Genomic DNA, 16,085 nt, shown 5'->3' on the forward strand with positions numbered 1-16,085 from the left:
GAACCTGGCGGCCGGGATCTCCGCGTAAAGCGGCTCTTTGCAATACAGTCCCGATCATGATGGGGCACACGCACGCGATGACCGGGGCGATCGCGTGGCTGGCGCTGGCGCCGCCGCTCGCCGCACTGCCGCTGCTGAACGAGAGCTCCCGGTTCATCGAGACCGGCATCATGGCCGGCGCGCTCGGCCCGGCCGAGCTGATCGCCGGCGCCCTGGTCTGCGCGGGGGCGGCCATGCTGCCCGACCTCGACCATCCCAGCGCGACCATCGCCCAGACCTTCGGCCCGGTCACCTGGCTGCTCAGCAAGTTCGTGTCCTGGATCAGCGGCGGCCACCGCGGCATGACGCACTCGCTGGCCTTCGCGGCGGCGCTCGGGTTCGGCGTCCACTGGCTGGTCAACTCCTATCCGATCGCCCGTGACATCACGGTCGTGCTGATGATCGGGCTGGCCCTGCGGGCGATCGGCATCGGCATCCCGGGAAACAAGGCCGGGTCCATCATGATCAACATCGGCCTGACGGCCGGGCTCTACGCCGTGTTCCTCTCGCTGAACGTCGGCTACGCCTGGCTCGGGCTGGCCGTGGGGGTCGGCTGCCTGATCCACGTCGTCGGCGACTGCATGACGGAACGGGGCTGCCCGGTGCTGTGGCCGCTCGGCGCCAAGTTCGTGCTGCCGTGGAAGATCGGCATCAAGACCGGCAAGAAGTTCGAGCAGAAGATCCTCGCGCCGATCCTCTCCGTCGCCATCATCGGCCTGCTCTTCTGGCGGCTCGCCCCGCTTTAACTTGATGTCGAGATACCGTAGTAATATCTTGACGTCGAGACATCCGCCGCGAGCCCCGCAGGTTAGGTTCACCTAACGTACGTGTCGTTCCGTGGGTGCGGCAGGATTCAACTGAGCAATTGTCTGATGGAGGAGGCGAATCACCGTGTCCGCGAACAGCTTCGGCAGCCGTGACACGCTACGCGTCGGCGACGCGTCGTACGAGATTTTCCGGCTTGACGCCGTCGAGGGCGCCGCACGCCTCCCGTACAGCCTGAAGATCCTGCTGGAGAACCTCCTCCGCACCGAGGACGGCGCCAACATCACCGCCGACCACATCCGGGCGCTCGGCGGCTGGGACCCGGCCGCGACGCCCAGCGTGGAGATCCAGTTCACCCCGGCCCGCGTCATCATGCAGGACTTCACCGGCGTCCCCTGCGTGGTCGACCTGGCCACCATGCGCGAGGCCGTGCGCGACCTGGGCGGCGACGCCGCCAGGATCAACCCGCTCGCGCCCGCCGAGATGGTCATCGACCACTCCGTCATCGTCGACTACTTCGGCCACCCCGACGCCTTCCAGCGCAACGTCGAGCGCGAGTACGAGCGCAACCGCGAGCGCTACCAGTTCCTGCGCTGGGGCCAGACGGCCTTCGACGAGTTCAAGGTCGTGCCGCCCGGCACCGGCATCGTCCACCAGGTCAACATCGAGCACCTGGCCCGCGTCGTCATGATCCGCGACGGCAAGGCCTACCCCGACACCTGCGTCGGCACCGACTCCCACACCACGATGGAGAACGGCATCGGCGTGCTGGGCTGGGGCGTCGGCGGCATCGAGGCCGAGGCCGCCATGCTCGGCCAGCCGATCTCCATGCTGATCCCGCGCGTGGTCGGCTTCAAGCTCAGCGGCAAGCTGCCCGCCGGCGCCACCGCCACCGACCTGGTCCTGACGATCACCGAGATCCTGCGCAAGCACGGCGTGGTCGGCAAGTTCGTCGAGTTCTACGGCGAGGGCGTCTCCTCCGTACCGCTGGCCGACCGGGCCACGATCGGCAACATGAGCCCCGAGTTCGGCTCCACCTGCGCCATCTTCCCGATCGACGGCCAGACCGTCGAATACCTGCGCCTGACCGGCCGCTCCGAGGAGCAGGTCGCGCTGGTCGAGGCGTACGCCAAGGCCCAGGGCCTCTGGCTCGACCCGCAGGGCCCCGAGCCGGTCTTCTCCGAGTACATCGAGCTCGACCTCGGCACGGTCGTCCCGTCGATCGCCGGCCCCAAGCGTCCTCAGGACCGCATCGAGCTGTCGGCGGCCAAGGACGCCTGGCGCCGCGACGTCCAGAACTACGTGGCCGACGGCGTCGACGAGGAGGGCGAGGAGTCCTTCCCGGCCTCCGACGCGCCCGCCTCCAACGCCCGCGCCGACGGCGGCCGGCCGCACAAGCCGGTCCCGGTCACGCTGGCCGACGGCACGTCGTTCGAGATCGACCACGGCATCGTGTCGATCGCCGCGATCACCTCGTGCACCAACACCTCCAACCCGTACGTCATGCTCGGCGCGGCGCTGCTGGCCCGCAACGCCGTCGAGAAGGGCCTGACCCGCAAGCCGTGGGTCAAGACCTCGCTGGCCCCGGGTTCGCAGGTCGTCACCGGCTACTTCGAGCGCTCCGGGCTGCAGCCGTACCTCGACAAGATCGGCTTCAACCTGGTCGGCTACGGCTGCACCACCTGCATCGGCAACTCGGGCCCGCTGCCCACCGAGATCTCCGACGCCATCCAGGCCAACGACCTCGCGGTCACCGCGGTCCTGTCCGGCAACCGGAACTTCGAGGGTCGCATCAACCCCGACGTCAAGATGAACTACCTGGCCTCGCCGCCGCTCGTGGTGGCGTACGCGCTGGCCGGCACGATGGACATCGACCTCGACAACGAGCCGCTCGGCCTCGGCTCCGACGGGCAGCCGGTGTTCCTGCGCGACGTCTGGCCCGCGCCGGAGGAGATCGCCTCGGTGGTCCACTCCTCGATCGGCCGCGACATGTTCGAGCGCGACTACGCCGACGTGTTCAAGGGCGACGACCACTGGCGGTCGCTGCCGATCCCGACCGGCGACACCTTCGAGTGGGACCCGTCCTCCACGTACGTGCGCAAGGCGCCCTACTTCGAGGGCATGCCGGAGAAGCCGGAGCCGGTGACCGACATCTCGGGCGCCCGCGTGCTGGTCAAGGTCGGCGACTCGGTCACCACCGACCACATCTCCCCGGCCGGCTCGATCAAGGTCGGCACCCCCGCGGCCCAGTACCTCCAGGCCAACGGCGTCGAGGTGCGCGACTTCAACTCCTACGGCTCGCGGCGCGGCAACCACGAGGTGATGATCCGCGGCACGTTCGCCAACATCCGCCTGCGCAACCAGATCGCGCCGGGCACCGAGGGCGGCTACACCCGCGACTTCACCCAGCCCGACGGCCCGGTGTCGTTCATCTACGACGCCTCGGTCAACTACGCCGAGGCCGGCACGCCGCTGGTGGTGCTGGCGGGCAAGGAGTACGGCTCGGGCTCCTCGCGCGACTGGGCGGCCAAGGGCACCGCGCTGCTCGGCGTGCGCGCCGTGATCGCCGAGTCCTACGAGCGCATCCACCGCTCCAACCTGATCGGCATGGGCGTGCTCCCGCTGCAGTTCCCCGAGGGCGCCACGGCGGCCTCGCTCGGGCTGACCGGCGAGGAGACGTTCGACATCACCGGCGTCGAGGCGCTCAACGGTGGCGGCATCCCCGCCACCGTGCACGTCAAGGCCGGCGACGTCGAGTTCGACGCGGTCGTCCGCATCGACACGCCCGGCGAGGCCGACTACTACCGGCACGGCGGCATCATGCAGTACGTCCTGCGCTCGCTGCTGGCCAAGTAGAACTTCCCGCGCCCGCGCCCGGTCAAGAGCCGGACGCGGGCCGGGGACGGGGCGCGGATCCTCACGCGCCCGCATCGGGGGTTTCACCCGACCCGTGAGAGCCGCCCGGCGGAACACCCTCCGCCGGGCGGCTCTCCGCCGTTCAGCGGGGTCTCACCGGCTGGACGTGCGGTAACGGTGGGTCGCCAGCGGGGCGAAGACGGCGATGAGCGCCACCGACCACAGCAGGCTCGCCGCGACCGGATGTTGCAGCGGCCAGACCGACCCCGCCGAGGTGGGGTTGCCGAACAGGCGGCGGGCGGCGGCCACGGTCGCGCTCATCGGGTTCCAGTCGGCGACCGGCCGCAGCCAGGCGGGCAGGCCCTCGGTCGGCACGAACGTGTTGGCCAGGAAGGTCATCGGGAACAGCCAGCCGAACGTGGCCGCGTCGGCCTGCGTGCCGCTGCGCACGTACAGGCCGATGCAGGTGCCCACCCAGATCATCGCCAGGCCGAACAGCGCCAGCAGCCCGAACGCCGCCGCCGTCTCGCCCGGGGAGCCGTGCGCACGCCAGCCGGCCAGCAGCACGGCCGCCGCGACCATGGCGGCCAGCGACATCAGGTGCATCGACAGGTCGGCCACGCTGCGCCCGATGAGCACGGCGCTGCGGGCGATGGGCTGCGCGCGGAACCTGTCGATGATCCCGCGTTCCATGTCCTCGGCCACCGCCGTGGCGGCCGCGGTCGCCGTCATGGCCATGACCTGCATGAAGATGCCCGGCATCAGGAAGCTGCGGTAGTCGCCGCCGCCGGGCAGGGTGATCGCGCTGCCGAAGACGTACCCGAACAGCACGGTCATGATGATGGGGAACACCAGGAACCCGGCGATCTCCCCGGGTTGGGCCTTCCACCGCGAGTACGTGCGGCCCGCGATGGTCAGGGAGTCGGTGACGGTCCAGCGCAGGTTCATGCTCGTGGCTCCTGTCATGCGGTCAGGTGGAGGAAGACCTCGTCGAGCGTCGGACGGCGCAGCGCCAGGTCCTCGACGGCGATCCCGGCCACGTCGAGCGCGCGGGCGACGCGGACCAGCGACTGGGCGCCGTCGGGCGCCGGCAGGGTCACCCGGGTCCCGCCCGGCTCGCAGGCGAGGTCGGACGCGGTCCCGAGCGTGCGGAGGGCCGCGGCCGCGTCGCCGGGGTCGTGGAAGACGATCTGCACGCGGTCGCCGCCGACCTGCTTCTTGAGCGCGCCGGGGGAGCCCGCCGCCGCGACCCGCCCCTCGCGCAGCACCACGACCTGGTCCGCCAGGTGGTCGGCCTCGTCGAGGTACTGGGTGGTGAGCAGCAGCGTGGTGCCCTCGCGGACCAGGTCGCGCAGCGCGTCCCAGAGCTCGCGGCGGCTGCGCGGGTCGAGCCCCGCGGTCGGCTCGTCCATGAACAACACGGGCGGCGCGACGATCAGGCTCGCGGCCAGGTCGAGCCGCCGCCGCATGCCGCCCGAGTACGTCCTGACCAGCCGCCGCCCGGCCGCGGCCAGCCCGAACCGCTCCAGCAGCTCATCGGCCCTGCTCCTGGCCCGCGCCCTGGGCAGGTGGTAGAGGCGGCCGAACAGCTCCAGGTTGCGCCGGCCGGTCAGCAGCTCGTCCACGGCGGCGTGCTGGCCGGCCAGGCCGATGCGGAAGCGCAGCCGGGCCGCGTCGCGCACCACGTCGAGCCCGGCGACCTCGGCCCGGCCGCCGTCCGGTTGGAGCAGGGTGGCCAGGATGCGCACGGTCGTCGTCTTGCCTGCTCCGTTGGGACCGAGCAGCCCGCACACCGTGCCGGCCGGGACGTCGAGGTCGATGCCCCTGAGCGCCTCCGTGGCCGCGTACCGCTTCCGCAAACCCTCCGCGTGGATCATCGCGAGGCTCCTTAACGGCGTTAAATCCAACGCTTCGAGGATGCATTGAACGTTGTTAAGCTGTCAACCGTGGCACTTGAGAAGGGCACCATCGTGGCCGCGGCGCTGCGGCTGCTGCAGGAGACCGGGCTCGACGGGCTCACGCTGCGGCGGCTCGCGGGCGAGCTGGGCGTCCAGGCGCCCGCGCTCTACTGGCACTTCAAGAACAAGCAGGAGCTTCTCGACGCGATGGCCGAGGCGATGACCGCCGCCCACATGGCCCGCCCCGCGCTCACCGAGCCCGCCGCCTGGCGCGAGTGGATGAGGGACCATGCCCACCGCGACCGGGCGATGCTCAACTCCTACCGCGACGGCGCCCGGCTGGTGGCCGGCACCCGGCCGTCACCGGTGCTGTTCGAGGTGGTGGAGCGGTCGGTGGCGGCCCTGGAGTCGGCCGGGTTCGCGGTGGGCGACGCCGTCCGCGGGCTGTTCGCGATGAGCGTGTACGTCGCCGGGTTCGTGCTGGAGGAGCAGGCCGACCGGACCCGCCCGGACGCCGGCGGCGCCATGCCCGACATGGCCGCCTTCCAGCGGGCCCACCCCCGGCTGACCGCGGGGCTGGCGGAGGTGGGCGACCCGCAGGGGGAACGCTCCTTCGAGGACGGGCTGCGGCTCATCCTCGACGGCATGCAGGGCCGCCTCGACCGTCAGGAGACCCGGGAGGCGGGGGCCGACCAGGTGTCGCAGGCCGCTGGCGAGACCGCCCGGTAGCCGCGGTCCAGCCAGCGCACGCGGTTGGCCCCGGTGCCGTGGGTGTGCTCCTCGCCCTCGTCGCCGGCGGCCCTGGTGGCGTCGAGCAGCGCCGTCCAGTCCTGCCGGGTACGGCTCAGCGACGGCCACACGCTGCCCAGGAACGCGCCGGCCAGGCAGTCGGCCTGGAGCTCGTAGCGCCGGCTCTGCGTGCCCTTGCGCACGCCGAGGAGGCTCTGCACGTGGTGGCCGTACTCGTGGGCGGCGACCTTGAACGGGTAGAGGTCGGCGCGGCCCTCGATCCAGCCGCCGGTCAGCGGGAGGACGAGGGTGTCGCGGCCGATGCAGTAGAAGGCCGCCGCGTGCGCGGGCCAGGCGAGCCCGCACACCTCGCGCACCGGCTCGTCGTAGTAGCGGACGACGGGCTTGCGGAACGTCCGGCCGGTGCGCTTGAAATAGGCGGACCACGACCTGTCCAGGCATTTCATGATCGCTGTGAGGTATTCGCGGCTCCGGGGGATCCCGCCTGAGCTCATCGGCGTCTCGGGGCACGCCGACCGGCCGAGCCTCGGCGCCGCGGCGGCCTCCGCGGGCCCGGCCTGGAGGACGACCGCCAGCACCGACAGGGCGACGAGGACGACGAGGGCACGCGGGGCGGGGGAGTGCACGGTGAGCAGCATAAGGCTTCACCGAGAGCCTTCCCGCCGTCCAGCCCGGCTCCGTGGGGCGCGTCCGTTCGGTGGGTGGGCTGTCCAGCGGGGGTGACTCCGCGTGAGGGTGGTTGACTTTCGCGCGTGAGCGATGCGGGATTGGTGCTGCTTGTCGGAAGTGTGGCGGTTTTTCTGGGGGCGGTCGTTCAGGGAAGCGTGGGGTTCGGGCTGGGGCTGGTGGCCGCGCCCGTGCTGACGATGCTCGACCACAGCCTGATGCCCGGCGCGATCCAGGTGGTCAACATGACGCTGCCGCTGTTCACCCTGGCCGCCGAGTGGCGCCGGGTGGACTGGCGGGGGCTGGGGTTCGCGCTGCTGGGCCGGGTCCCCGGCAGCGCCGTCGGCGCCGTCATCGTCGTGTACGTCTCCGTCCAGGCGCTGGGGGTGCTGGTCGGGGTGATGGTGCTGCTGGCGGTCGGGCTCACCGCGCGTACGGTCAGCGTCGTGCGCAACGGCGCGACGATCACCGGCGCCGGCTTCGCGTCCGGGGTCACCGGCACCGCCACGGGCATCGGCGGCCCGCCTCTGGCGCTGGTGTACCAGAATGCCAAGGGGCCGCAGATCCGGGCCACCCTGGCGATGTTCTTCTTCCTCAGCGCCGCGCAGTCGATCGGCATCCTGGCGTTCGTCGGCCACCTGCCCGGCCGCGCGCTGGCCACGGGCGCGATCCTGATCGTGCCGATGATCCTGGGCTTCCTGGCGTCGCGGCCGCTGCGGCGCCACCTGGACGGCGGCAAGGTGCGCACGGCCGTCCTGGTCGTGGCCACCGCGTCGGCGCTGGCCCTGATCGCGCAGAGCCTGCTCACCTGACCCGCCGGGCTACTCGCCGGGCTACTCGCCGGTCTGCCCGTCGACGGACTCGCGGATGAGGTCGGCGTGACCGTTGTGCCGGGCGTACTCCTCGATCATGTGGACGAGGATCCAGCGCAGGTGGGGGCGGCGGCCGTCCGGCCAGGGGCGCTGGGCGGGCTGGTCGAGCCCGCCGGAGGCCAGCGCCTCGGCGGTCAGGGCGCGCGAGCGGGCCACCGCGTCCCGCCAGAGTGCGCGCAGCTCGTCGGGGGAGTCGTGGGCGGCGGAGTGCCAGTCCCAGTCGGGGTCGGCCGTCCAGTCGACGGTGTCCCAGGGGGCGTGCGGGTCGTTCCCGTGCAGACGGCGGGAGAACCAGTGGTCCTCGACGTAGGCCAGGTGCTTGAGCATGCCGCCGAGCGTCAGCGAGGACGCGCCGGTGGTGGCGTCGAGGCCCGCGGCGTCGAGGCCGGAGCACTTCCACTCCAGGGTGGCCCGCAGGAAGTCGAGGAAGCCCAGAAGGGTCTCGACCTCGTCGCCCAGGAGGGGCGGTTCCGGGCGTCCCTGCTCGTCCAGTTCGGTCATGGTCGGGCAGTCTAACGGCAGGGCGATTCCCGCCCCTTCCGTATGCTCGCGCCGCTGAGCGAGCGGCCACCGCGGGCCGCTCGCGGTACGGCGATCGCTTAGGCGACGGAGAAGCTCCCCGACCCGGCCGGGACGTGGCTGCCGAAACCCGGCTGGACCGTGACGGACGGCCCGAGACAGAACGGGTCGCCGTGGACGCGCACGGGCCGGTCGGTCTGGTTGCTCAGCACGTGCGCGGCGAGGGGCAGCCTGGTGCAGCCGCTGGGGTCGTCGTAGATCTCCAGGGGCACGAGCTCGGCCTGGAAGACGACGACCTGGCCGGTCGCCGCCAGGGCGGGCGCGGGCGCGAGGAGCGGGACGGTCGCGCAGGCGAGGGCCAGGGTCAACGCGGCCGGACGGGCACGGTTGCGCATGGTCGGGTCCTTTCGTTTCGGGGGCCCCTCCATCCTCACGAGCCTCAACAGTCACAATAAGTAGCCAAGCAGTTACTCTGCATTACCAGGCTGTGGGTCCGTGTTTCTGGATTGTTACCGGAAACAACAAACTGCCGGACGGAAGGGTCTTCCAAAGCAGGCCGTGGCGGAATACGTTGCCGCAAACAACATTCATCCGGGCCCCTCCGGAAGAAAGGACCCTGCATCATGCGCAAGGGGATCCTCAGCCTGACCGCCGCGGCGGCGACGCTCGCCCTCGGTCTCACCGCCTGCGGGGGCGAAAGCGGTCAGACCGGCACCACCTCGACCTCCTCCGCCTCGGCGACGCAGCCCGCGAAGGCCGGCAAGATCGGCGTCATCCTCCCGGACAGCAAGTCGTCGGCGCGCTGGGAGACGGCGGACCGCAAGTACCTGGAAGAGGCGTTCAAGGCCGCCGGCGTCCAGTACGACATCCAGAACGCCCAGAACGACAAGACGGCGTTCCAGACCATCGCCGACCAGATGATCACCAACGGGGCCACCGTCCTGATGATCGTCAACCTGGACAGCGGCAGCGGCAAGGCCGTGATCGAGAAGGCCAAGTCGCAGGGCGTGGCCACCATCGACTACGACCGCCTGACGCTGGGCGGCGGCGCCGCCTACTACGTCAGCTTCGACAACACCAAGGTCGGCACGCTCCAGGGCGAGGGCCTGAGCAAGTGCCTGGCCGACAAGAAGGCCGACAAGCCCATCGTCGCCTACCTGAACGGCTCGCCGACCGACAACAACGCGACCCTGTTCAAGAACGGCTACGACGGCGTGCTCAAGCCCAAGTTCGACTCCGGCGAGTACGTCAAGGGCCCCGACCAGGCCGTGCCCGACTGGGACAACACCCAGGCCGGGACGATCTTCGAGCAGATGCTCACCCAGCAGCCGAAGATCGCCGGCGTGCTGGCCGCCAACGACGGCCTCGGCAACGCCGCCATCACCGTGCTGAAGAAGCAGAACCTCAACGGCAAGGTGCCGGTCACCGGCCAGGACGCCACGGTCCAGGGCCTGCAGAACATCCTGGCGGGCGACCAGTGCATGACGGTCTACAAGGCGGTCAAGAAGGAGGCCGACGCCGGGGCCAAGCTCGCCGTCGCGCTGGCCAAGGGCGAGAAGCCCACGGCGAGCGCCAGCGTCAAGGACCCCGAGACCAGCCAGGACGTGCCCTCCGAGCTGCTGGAGCCGCAGGCCATCACCTTCGACAACGTCAAGGACGTCGTGGCCGACGGTTACGTCACCAAGGAGGAGCTCTGCACCGCCGACTTCGCCAAGAAGTGCACTGAGGCCGGAATTCAATAGCATGGACGGGCGCGGCCGGGTGCCACCGGCGCGAGGCCGCGCCCCTCTTTAGGGAGCCCCATGACCCCCCTCCTCGAAGTGCGCGGGATCGACAAGAGTTTCGGTCCGGTGAAGGTGCTGCACGAGGTCGAGTTCTCCGCCTACCCCGGCGAGGTCACGGCGCTGGTCGGCGACAACGGCGCCGGCAAGTCGACGCTGGTCAAGTGCATCGGCGGCATCTACCCCATCGATTCCGGCCAGATCCTCTTCGACGGCCGCCAGGTCACCGTCCACACCCCCCGGGACGCGGGCGAGCTCGGCATCGAGATCGTCTACCAGGACCTGGCGCTCTGCGACAACCTCGACATCGTCCAGAACATGTTCCTCGGCAGGGAACGCAAGAACGGCTTCCTGCTCGACGAGGACAGCATGGAGGAACTGGCCGAGAAGACGCTCAGCAGCCTGTCCGTGCGCACGGTGAAGTCCATCAGGCAGCAGGTCTCCAGCCTGTCCGGCGGGCAGCGGCAGACCGTCGCGATCGCCAAGGCCGTGTTGTGGAACAGCAAGGTCGTCATCCTCGACGAGCCCACCGCGGCCCTCGGCGTGGCCCAGACGGCGCAGGTGCTCGAACTCGTGCGCAGGCTGGCCGACACGGGCCTCGCGGTCGTCCTCATCTCGCACAACATGAACGACGTGTTCGCCGTCTCCGACCGGATCGCGGCGCTCTACCTCGGCAGGATGGCCGCCCAGGTCAAGACCGCCGACGTGACGCACGCCCAGGTCGTCGAACTGATCACCTCGGGTCGCAGCGGCGAACTCGGCCTCAAGAACGGGGTCACCCCATGAGCAAGGTCAAGGAACTCCCGGGCGAGGCCATCGTCGTCGCCGCGCAGTCCCCGTCGATCGCGCACAGCGTGCGGGCGTACTGGGAGCGCGTCCGGGGCGGCGACATGGGCGCACTGCCCGCCGTGCTCGGCCTCGTCGTGCTCTGCACGGTCTTCGCCCTGGCCCGGCCCGCCTTCGTCACCTCGATCAACTTCGCCAACCTGTTCACCCAGGGCGCGAACGTCACGCTCATCGCCATGGGCCTGGTCTTCGTGCTGCTGCTGGGCGAGATCGACCTGTCGGCCGGCTTCGCCAGCGGCGTCTGCGCGGCGGTGCTCGCCGTCACGCTGGCCACCTTCGGCCTGCCCTGGTACGTCTGCGTGCTGGCCGCCATCGCCACCGGCGTGCTCATCGGGATCGTGCTCGGCACGCTGGTGGCCAAGGTCGGCATACCGTCGTTCGTGGTCACGCTGGCCGCCTTCCTGGCCTTCCAGGGCCTGGTGCTGGTGCTGGTCAACGAGGGCACGAACATCTCCGTCCGGGACAGCGTGATCGTCGCCGTCGCCAACAAGAACCTGCCGCCGCTGCTCGGCTGGATCCTGTACGCGGTGTGCGTGGCCGGTTTCGCGGCCGTGCAGCTCCTGCGGGCCAGGAACCGGTCGGCGCGCGGCCTGGTCGCCGACCCGCTGTCGCTCATCGCAGCCCGTGTGGGCGCCCTGGCGCTGCTCGGCGGGCTCGCGGTCTACGTGCTCAACCTGGAGCGCAGCCGCAACCCCGCGCTGGTCTCGCTCACCGGGGTGCCGATCGTGGTGCCGGTGATCGTCGTGCTGCTGGTCGTGTGGACGCTGGTGCTGCGGCGCACGGCGTTCGGCCGGCACCTGTACGCGGTCGGCGGCAACACCGAGGCCGCGCGGCGGGCGGGCATCCCGGTCGACCGCATCAAGATCGCGGCGTTCGTGATCTGCTCCGCGATGGCGGCGGTCGGCGGGATCGTGGCCGCCTCCAGGGCCAGCTCGGTCGACCCGAACACGGGCGGCAGCTCGGTGCTGCTGTACGCGGTCGGCGCGGCCGTCATCGGCGGCACCAGCCTGTTCGGCGGCAAGGGGCGGGTGCTCGACGCGGTGCTCGGCGGCGCCGTGGTGGCCGTGATCGAGAACGGCATGGGCCTGATGGGCTACGGTGCGAGCGTCAAGTACCTGGTCACCGGGTGCGTGCTGCTGCTCGCCGCAGGCGTCGACGCCCTGGCGCGCAAGCGGGCGGCTGCTGCTGGTCTAAGGTGATCAGCGACCCGCAGCCCCTGAAGGAACCCCAGACGATGCGTGCCGGACCGTCCCAGGAGGACATCAGGCGCCACAATCTCGGCGCGCTGCTTCGCCATGTCCATCTGGGCGGGCCGATCTCGCGCGCCGAGCTGACCTCGAAGATGGGGCTCAACCGCAGCACCATCATGGCGCTGACGTCCGACCTCACCGCCGCCGGGCTGGTGCGGGAGGAGCTGCCGCGCGAGACCGGCCGGGCCGGCCGGCCCTCGCTGGTGGTGCGCCCGGAGTCGGCGCGCGTCTACGTGTTCGCGTTCGACGTGGGCCCCGACCGGCTCGTGGCGGCGCGGGTGGGGCTGGGCGGCGTCATCCTCGACCGCAGGGAGACCACCCGCGACCGGGGCAGGTTCGCCCTCGACGAGCTGGCCGGGGTGCTGTCGGGGTTCGCCAGGCAGATGCGGCGCAAGACGCGCGACGACACCGTGTGCGTCGGCGCCGCCGCCGCCGTGTCCGGCGGGGTGCGCAAGGGCGACGGCGTGGTGACGTTCGGGCCCAACCTGATGGCCCACGACGTGCCGTTCGGCGAGGAGCTGGGCCGCAGGCTGGGCCTCGGGCTGCCGGTCAGCGTGGGCAACGACGCCAACCTGGCGGCCCTGGCCGAGCACAGCCGCGGCCTCGGCGTGGGCGTGCGCGACCTCATCTGCCTGCACGGCGACGTGGGCATCGGCGGCGGCATCATCACCGGCGGCCACCTGCTCGGCGGCTTCGACGGCTACGGCGGCGAGGTCGGCCACATGGTCGTCAACCCCGGCGGCCGCGAGTGCTCCTGCGGCTCGCACGGCTGCCTGGAGGCCGAGGTGGGGGAGCGGGCGCTGCTGGAGCTGGCCGGCCGCTTCGGGCCCGGCCAGCACGGCCGCGACGCGGTCCGCGCCGTGGTCGACGCGGCCGACCGGGGCGACATCGTCGCGCAGGAGGCGTTGAGCCGGGTCGGCGACTGGCTCGGGCTCGGCGTGGCGAACCTGGTCAACATCTTCAACCCGGAGATGGTGATCTTCGGGGGCATGCTGCGGGAGGTCTACCTCGGCTCGGCGGCGCAGGTCCGCACCCGGCTGGCGCTGCACGCCATGGCCCCCCAGCGCGAGCACGTACGGCTGCGCACCTCGGCGCTCGGCGACCACGTGACCCTGGTCGGGGCGGCCGAGCTGGCCTTCGCCCACGTGCTGGCCGACCCGCTGGAAGTGCTGGCCAGGGTCAGCTCCTAGCGCACCCGGGCCTGGGGGGCCGTCCAGGTGTCGCAGGCGGCGGCGGAGCCGTCGCGGTAGCCGCGGTTCTGCCAGTAGGCCAGGTTGCGCGGGCGGCCGTGGATCTTGCTGTAGTCCGCCCGGCGGACGGCGTCCAGCCATTCGCGCCAGGTGACGTCGGGTTCGATCGAGGTGAGCGCGGCGTTGTAGAAGACGCCGGCGAAGCACTCGGCCTGCATCTCCAGCCGGTGGCTGAGCAGGGTGCGGGCCCCCGTGGAGGCGGGCTGGTACAGGGCGTTCTGCGCGTCCAGCACGCCGGTGAGCTCCTGGACGTGGTGTCCCCACTCGTGCGCGACGGAGTGCGCGATGTTCATCCGGAACGGGTCGTCCAGGTCGTGCTTCATGATGCGGATGACGATCGTGCGCTGCACCGGGCAGTACTGCGCGCCGTTGGCGGTGATCCGGCCGCAGACCGAGTCGCCGCCGGTGGTGACGGTCACCGTGGGCGGGGTGTAGGTCAGGCCCGCGGCCGCGAACCGGCCGGCCCAGAACCGGTCGGCGCACCTGGCCATGGCCCGGTGGAACGACTTGAGCGAGGCGGCGCTGCCCGTCCTGATGGCGGGGACCGCGCAGGCCAGGCGCTCCCGCGAGACGGCCGGCGCGGCCGACAACCCCCCTCGTGCCGGGCGGCCCGCCGCGGCCGACGGAGCCGGCGACAGAAGAACCGCGATCATGCACATGGCGAGCGCCATGAGGGGAATGCGCACGATCGCGGATCTTAGAGGAGTTTGTACGACTTAGGCTTAGCTGACCCTGCTCTTGGGGGCGGCCCAGGTGTTGCAGGAGCCCGCCGACCTGCCGGTGAAGCCGCGCTTGAGCCACCACACGACGTTGGCGTCCGAGCCGTGGCTCAGGTCGGCCGAGGAGCGCGTCTTGATGCCGAGCGCGCTCACGTCGAACCGGTCGTGCGTGCCCTTGAGCAGGGAGTCGAACTCCTTCTGGCTACGGCCGAGCGAGTCCCAGACGCTGCCCATGAACGCCCCGGCGTAGCACTCGGCCTGCAGCTCGGCGCGGCGCACCGGCTCCAGGCTCCGCGGGTTGGCCAGGACGTACGCGCCGTGCTTGTCGTGCCGGAGCATGCCGGTGAGCTTCTGGACGTGGTGGCCGTACTCGTGCGCCACGACCAGCATCAGCACCGGGTCCGACGGCTTCGCCACGACGTTCGGGCTGAGCAGGAGGGTCATCGTCTTGTTGACCGGGCAGTACAGCGCCTGCGCCTGTTCGTCGCCCGGGAAGGGGCCGCAGCCCGTGGGGGCGCCCGCCTTGGTGATCACCCGGAACTTCGGCTTGCCGAAGGCGAAGCCCGCCTGCTTGACCTTCGGGCCCCAGGCCTTGTCGAGGCATTCGAGCACCGCCTCGAAGTAGACCCGCGCCTCGTCCTCGGTCCCGGACTGGACCGGCGGCTCCTCGCACGTCCTGAGCGCGAGCCGGCCGGTCTTGTGGATCGGGTTCTTCGCCAGGGCCGGCTTGCTCGCCGGTGCGGCCACGGCGGCGTGGGCCGTACCGGCGACGAAGACGCTCGCCAGGGCTCCGGTGATGATCGCCAATCGGGGGGTACGCATGGGAAGGCACACTACAAAACAGGGACATCCAGGTAAAGCAGAAATGCCAGACGTCACTGGACGTTTCGTGCAGCCGCCGCCCACGTGTTGCAGGAGCCCGGCGCGCCCCGGTTGAAGCCCCTGGTCATCCAGGCCGCCTGCGTCGGGCCCTTGCCGTGGTCGTTCTGCGGCCAGCCCTTGGCGCCGTTCTTGTAGAACCACTCCACCGTGTAGGCCCAGTCGGACTGCGTGACCAGCGGGGACTCCTTCATCGTGCTCATGAAGATGGAGGAGAAGCACTCGGCCTGGAGCTCGGAGTTGCGCGACAACTGCAGGCGCCTGGCCTTGCTCGCGGTGTTCCTGGCCGTCCAGTAGTAGTTCCAGATGCCGGAGGCCTGCTGGACGTGGTGGCCGTACTCGTGGGCGACCAGGCGGGTGATGCCGAGCGGGAACGGGTTGCGGAGCTGGTCGCGGCTGATCATCAGGTACATGGTGCGATCCGTGGAGCAGTAGACGCCGTCGGCGCCGGTGTTCCACGCGCCGCAGGGCGTCCTGACCTTCTTGGTGATGATGCGCAGGCGCGGCTTGGTGAACGGCAGGCCCGCCTTGCGGAACTGGGCCGCCCACGTCTTGTTCAGGCAGTTCGTGACCCGGGTGAGGTACCGCCGGTAGGCGATCATGCTGCCCGGGGGCAGGTCGCCGGGCTCGCAGTTCACGTCCACCAGCTTGCCGGTCTTGTACAGCGGGTTGGCCGTGGCCAGTTTCCTGCCGCCGGAGGTGGCCGGCCCCTTGCTCTTGGCGGTCGCCTTGGCCGGGGGCGAGGCGACCTGCTGGGCCTCGTTGATCGGCGAGCGCTCGGTCGAGGTCGTGGCGACGTCGGCGAGCACGAGCACCAAGGAGGCGGCGGCCAGGGCGAGCGCGAGGGCCGCGCCGACCAGTGCCGCGACCTTACCTTTAGGGACGGAGTTCATATGTCCTGCAAGACTAGGTCAAGATCGGACATAGGTGGGCGGATTTGACTCGATGGAGTCAGCGAGACGTCGGCGAACTAGACTCTTCTGCGTCGTCGAAAA

At 70.8% G+C, this 16,085-nt stretch carries 16 protein-coding genes; 8 read left to right on the top strand and 8 right to left on the bottom strand.

The window, feature by feature from the left end; genetic code table 11:
• Positions 1–56: 56 nt before the first annotated feature.
• A complete protein-coding gene (locus AB0J76_RS17905) occupies positions 57–785 on the top strand; it encodes a metal-dependent hydrolase (protein WP_352327356.1) in 729 nt (242 codons plus the stop codon).
• A gap of 145 nt (positions 786–930) precedes the next feature.
• A complete protein-coding gene (acnA, locus tag AB0J76_RS17910) occupies positions 931–3,660 on the top strand; it encodes an aconitate hydratase AcnA (RefSeq protein ID WP_352327357.1) in 2,730 nt (909 codons plus the stop codon).
• A gap of 153 nt (positions 3,661–3,813) precedes the next feature.
• Here acnA and AB0J76_RS17915 read toward each other — a convergent pair whose 3' ends face one another.
• On the bottom strand, positions 3,814–4,608 hold the full coding sequence (locus AB0J76_RS17915; protein ID WP_352325919.1) for an ABC transporter permease: 795 nt from the start codon (positions 4,606–4,608) through the stop codon (positions 3,814–3,816).
• Between the two features lie 14 nt (positions 4,609–4,622).
• Entirely contained in the window at positions 4,623–5,537 is a 915-nt protein-coding gene (locus AB0J76_RS17920; protein WP_352325918.1) for an ATP-binding cassette domain-containing protein, read from the bottom strand.
• 69 nt (positions 5,538–5,606) lie between these two features.
• Between AB0J76_RS17920 and AB0J76_RS17925 the strand changes: the two genes are divergently transcribed.
• Positions 5,607–6,287, top strand: a complete 681-nt coding sequence (locus tag AB0J76_RS17925; protein ID WP_352325916.1) for a TetR/AcrR family transcriptional regulator C-terminal domain-containing protein — start codon at positions 5,607–5,609, stop codon at positions 6,285–6,287.
• On the opposite strand, the gene AB0J76_RS17930 is transcribed toward AB0J76_RS17925, so the two are convergent.
• Complete coding sequence (locus tag AB0J76_RS17930) at positions 6,224–6,934, bottom strand: neutral zinc metallopeptidase (protein WP_352325914.1); 711 nt, start codon at positions 6,932–6,934, stop codon at positions 6,224–6,226. The genes AB0J76_RS17925 and AB0J76_RS17930 overlap by 64 nt on opposite strands.
• Before the next feature lie 162 nt (positions 6,935–7,096).
• Here AB0J76_RS17930 and AB0J76_RS17935 point away from each other — a divergent pair, with 162 nt between their 5' ends.
• Positions 7,097–7,786: a sulfite exporter TauE/SafE family protein gene (locus AB0J76_RS17935; protein ID WP_364389923.1), complete on the top strand. Its 690-nt coding sequence runs from the start codon at positions 7,097–7,099 to the stop codon at positions 7,784–7,786.
• 21 nt (positions 7,787–7,807) lie between these two features.
• Here the strand turns inward: AB0J76_RS17935 and AB0J76_RS17940 are convergent, their stop codons facing one another.
• Positions 7,808–8,347 (bottom strand): DinB family protein, encoded by a 540-nt coding sequence (locus AB0J76_RS17940; protein WP_352325912.1) that lies wholly within the window; start codon positions 8,345–8,347, stop codon positions 7,808–7,810.
• A 98-nt stretch (positions 8,348–8,445) separates the two neighbouring features.
• Positions 8,446–8,760, bottom strand: a complete 315-nt coding sequence (locus AB0J76_RS17945; RefSeq protein ID WP_352325911.1) for a hypothetical protein — start codon at positions 8,758–8,760, stop codon at positions 8,446–8,448.
• 228 nt (positions 8,761–8,988) lie between these two features.
• Here AB0J76_RS17945 and AB0J76_RS17950 point away from each other — a divergent pair, with 228 nt between their 5' ends.
• From AB0J76_RS17950 to AB0J76_RS17965, 4 genes are read left to right on the top strand one after another with little or no spacing between them, the layout of a single operon-like run.
• Positions 8,989–10,107, top strand: a complete 1,119-nt coding sequence (locus AB0J76_RS17950) for a substrate-binding domain-containing protein (protein ID WP_352325910.1) — start codon at positions 8,989–8,991, stop codon at positions 10,105–10,107.
• A 60-nt stretch (positions 10,108–10,167) separates the two neighbouring features.
• Positions 10,168–10,932, top strand: coding sequence for an ATP-binding cassette domain-containing protein (locus tag AB0J76_RS17955; protein WP_352325909.1), 765 nt, complete (start codon positions 10,168–10,170; stop codon positions 10,930–10,932).
• Positions 10,929–12,191, top strand: a complete 1,263-nt coding sequence (locus tag AB0J76_RS17960; RefSeq protein WP_352325907.1) for an ABC transporter permease — start codon at positions 10,929–10,931, stop codon at positions 12,189–12,191. Before AB0J76_RS17955 ends, AB0J76_RS17960 begins: the two co-directional genes overlap by 4 nt.
• Positions 12,192–12,226: 35 nt before the next feature.
• Positions 12,227–13,432: an ROK family transcriptional regulator gene (locus AB0J76_RS17965; RefSeq protein ID WP_352325906.1), complete on the top strand. Its 1,206-nt coding sequence runs from the start codon at positions 12,227–12,229 to the stop codon at positions 13,430–13,432.
• Here AB0J76_RS17965 and AB0J76_RS17970 read toward each other — a convergent pair.
• Genes AB0J76_RS17970 through AB0J76_RS17980 form a run of 3 tightly spaced genes read right to left on the bottom strand, consistent with a single transcriptional unit; the run spans position 13,429 to position 15,983 of the window.
• The gene (locus AB0J76_RS17970; RefSeq protein ID WP_352325905.1) at positions 13,429–14,178 is read right to left on the bottom strand and encodes a neutral zinc metallopeptidase; all 750 of its coding nucleotides are present in this window, start codon (positions 14,176–14,178) and stop codon (positions 13,429–13,431) included. The genes AB0J76_RS17965 and AB0J76_RS17970 overlap by 4 nt on opposite strands.
• A gap of 36 nt (positions 14,179–14,214) precedes the next feature.
• The gene (locus AB0J76_RS17975; protein WP_352325904.1) at positions 14,215–15,033 is read right to left on the bottom strand and encodes a neutral zinc metallopeptidase; all 819 of its coding nucleotides are present in this window, start codon (positions 15,031–15,033) and stop codon (positions 14,215–14,217) included.
• A 53-nt stretch (positions 15,034–15,086) separates the two neighbouring features.
• Complete coding sequence (locus AB0J76_RS17980) at positions 15,087–15,983, bottom strand: neutral zinc metallopeptidase (RefSeq protein ID WP_352325903.1); 897 nt, start codon at positions 15,981–15,983, stop codon at positions 15,087–15,089.
• Positions 15,984–16,085 lie beyond the last annotated feature (102 nt).

The organism is Nonomuraea sp. NPDC049624, assembly GCF_040675255.1.
Lineage (GTDB): Bacteria > Actinomycetota > Actinomycetes > Streptosporangiales > Streptosporangiaceae > Nonomuraea.

Excerpts from the sequence above, each read along its gene's own strand:
- AB0J76_RS17905 (WP_352327356.1), top strand. The coding sequence starts at position 57 with ATGATGGGGCACACGCACGCGATGACCGGGGCGATCGCGTGGCTGGCG.
- AB0J76_RS17915 (WP_352325919.1), bottom strand. The coding sequence starts at position 4,608 with ATGAACCTGCGCTGGACCGTCACCGACTCCCTGACCATCGCGGGCCGC.
- AB0J76_RS17920 (WP_352325918.1), bottom strand. The coding sequence starts at position 5,537 with ATGATCCACGCGGAGGGTTTGCGGAAGCGGTACGCGGCCACGGAGGCG.
- AB0J76_RS17940 (WP_352325912.1), bottom strand. The coding sequence starts at position 8,347 with ATGACCGAACTGGACGAGCAGGGACGCCCGGAACCGCCCCTCCTGGGC.
- AB0J76_RS17945 (WP_352325911.1), bottom strand. The coding sequence starts at position 8,760 with ATGCGCAACCGTGCCCGTCCGGCCGCGTTGACCCTGGCCCTCGCCTGC.
- AB0J76_RS17950 (WP_352325910.1), top strand. The coding sequence starts at position 8,989 with ATGCGCAAGGGGATCCTCAGCCTGACCGCCGCGGCGGCGACGCTCGCC.
- AB0J76_RS17955 (WP_352325909.1), top strand. The coding sequence starts at position 10,168 with ATGACCCCCCTCCTCGAAGTGCGCGGGATCGACAAGAGTTTCGGTCCG.
- AB0J76_RS17960 (WP_352325907.1), top strand. The coding sequence starts at position 10,929 with ATGAGCAAGGTCAAGGAACTCCCGGGCGAGGCCATCGTCGTCGCCGCG.
- AB0J76_RS17965 (WP_352325906.1), top strand. The coding sequence starts at position 12,227 with ATGCGTGCCGGACCGTCCCAGGAGGACATCAGGCGCCACAATCTCGGC.
- AB0J76_RS17975 (WP_352325904.1), bottom strand. The coding sequence starts at position 15,033 with ATGCGTACCCCCCGATTGGCGATCATCACCGGAGCCCTGGCGAGCGTC.
- AB0J76_RS17980 (WP_352325903.1), bottom strand. The coding sequence starts at position 15,983 with ATGAACTCCGTCCCTAAAGGTAAGGTCGCGGCACTGGTCGGCGCGGCC.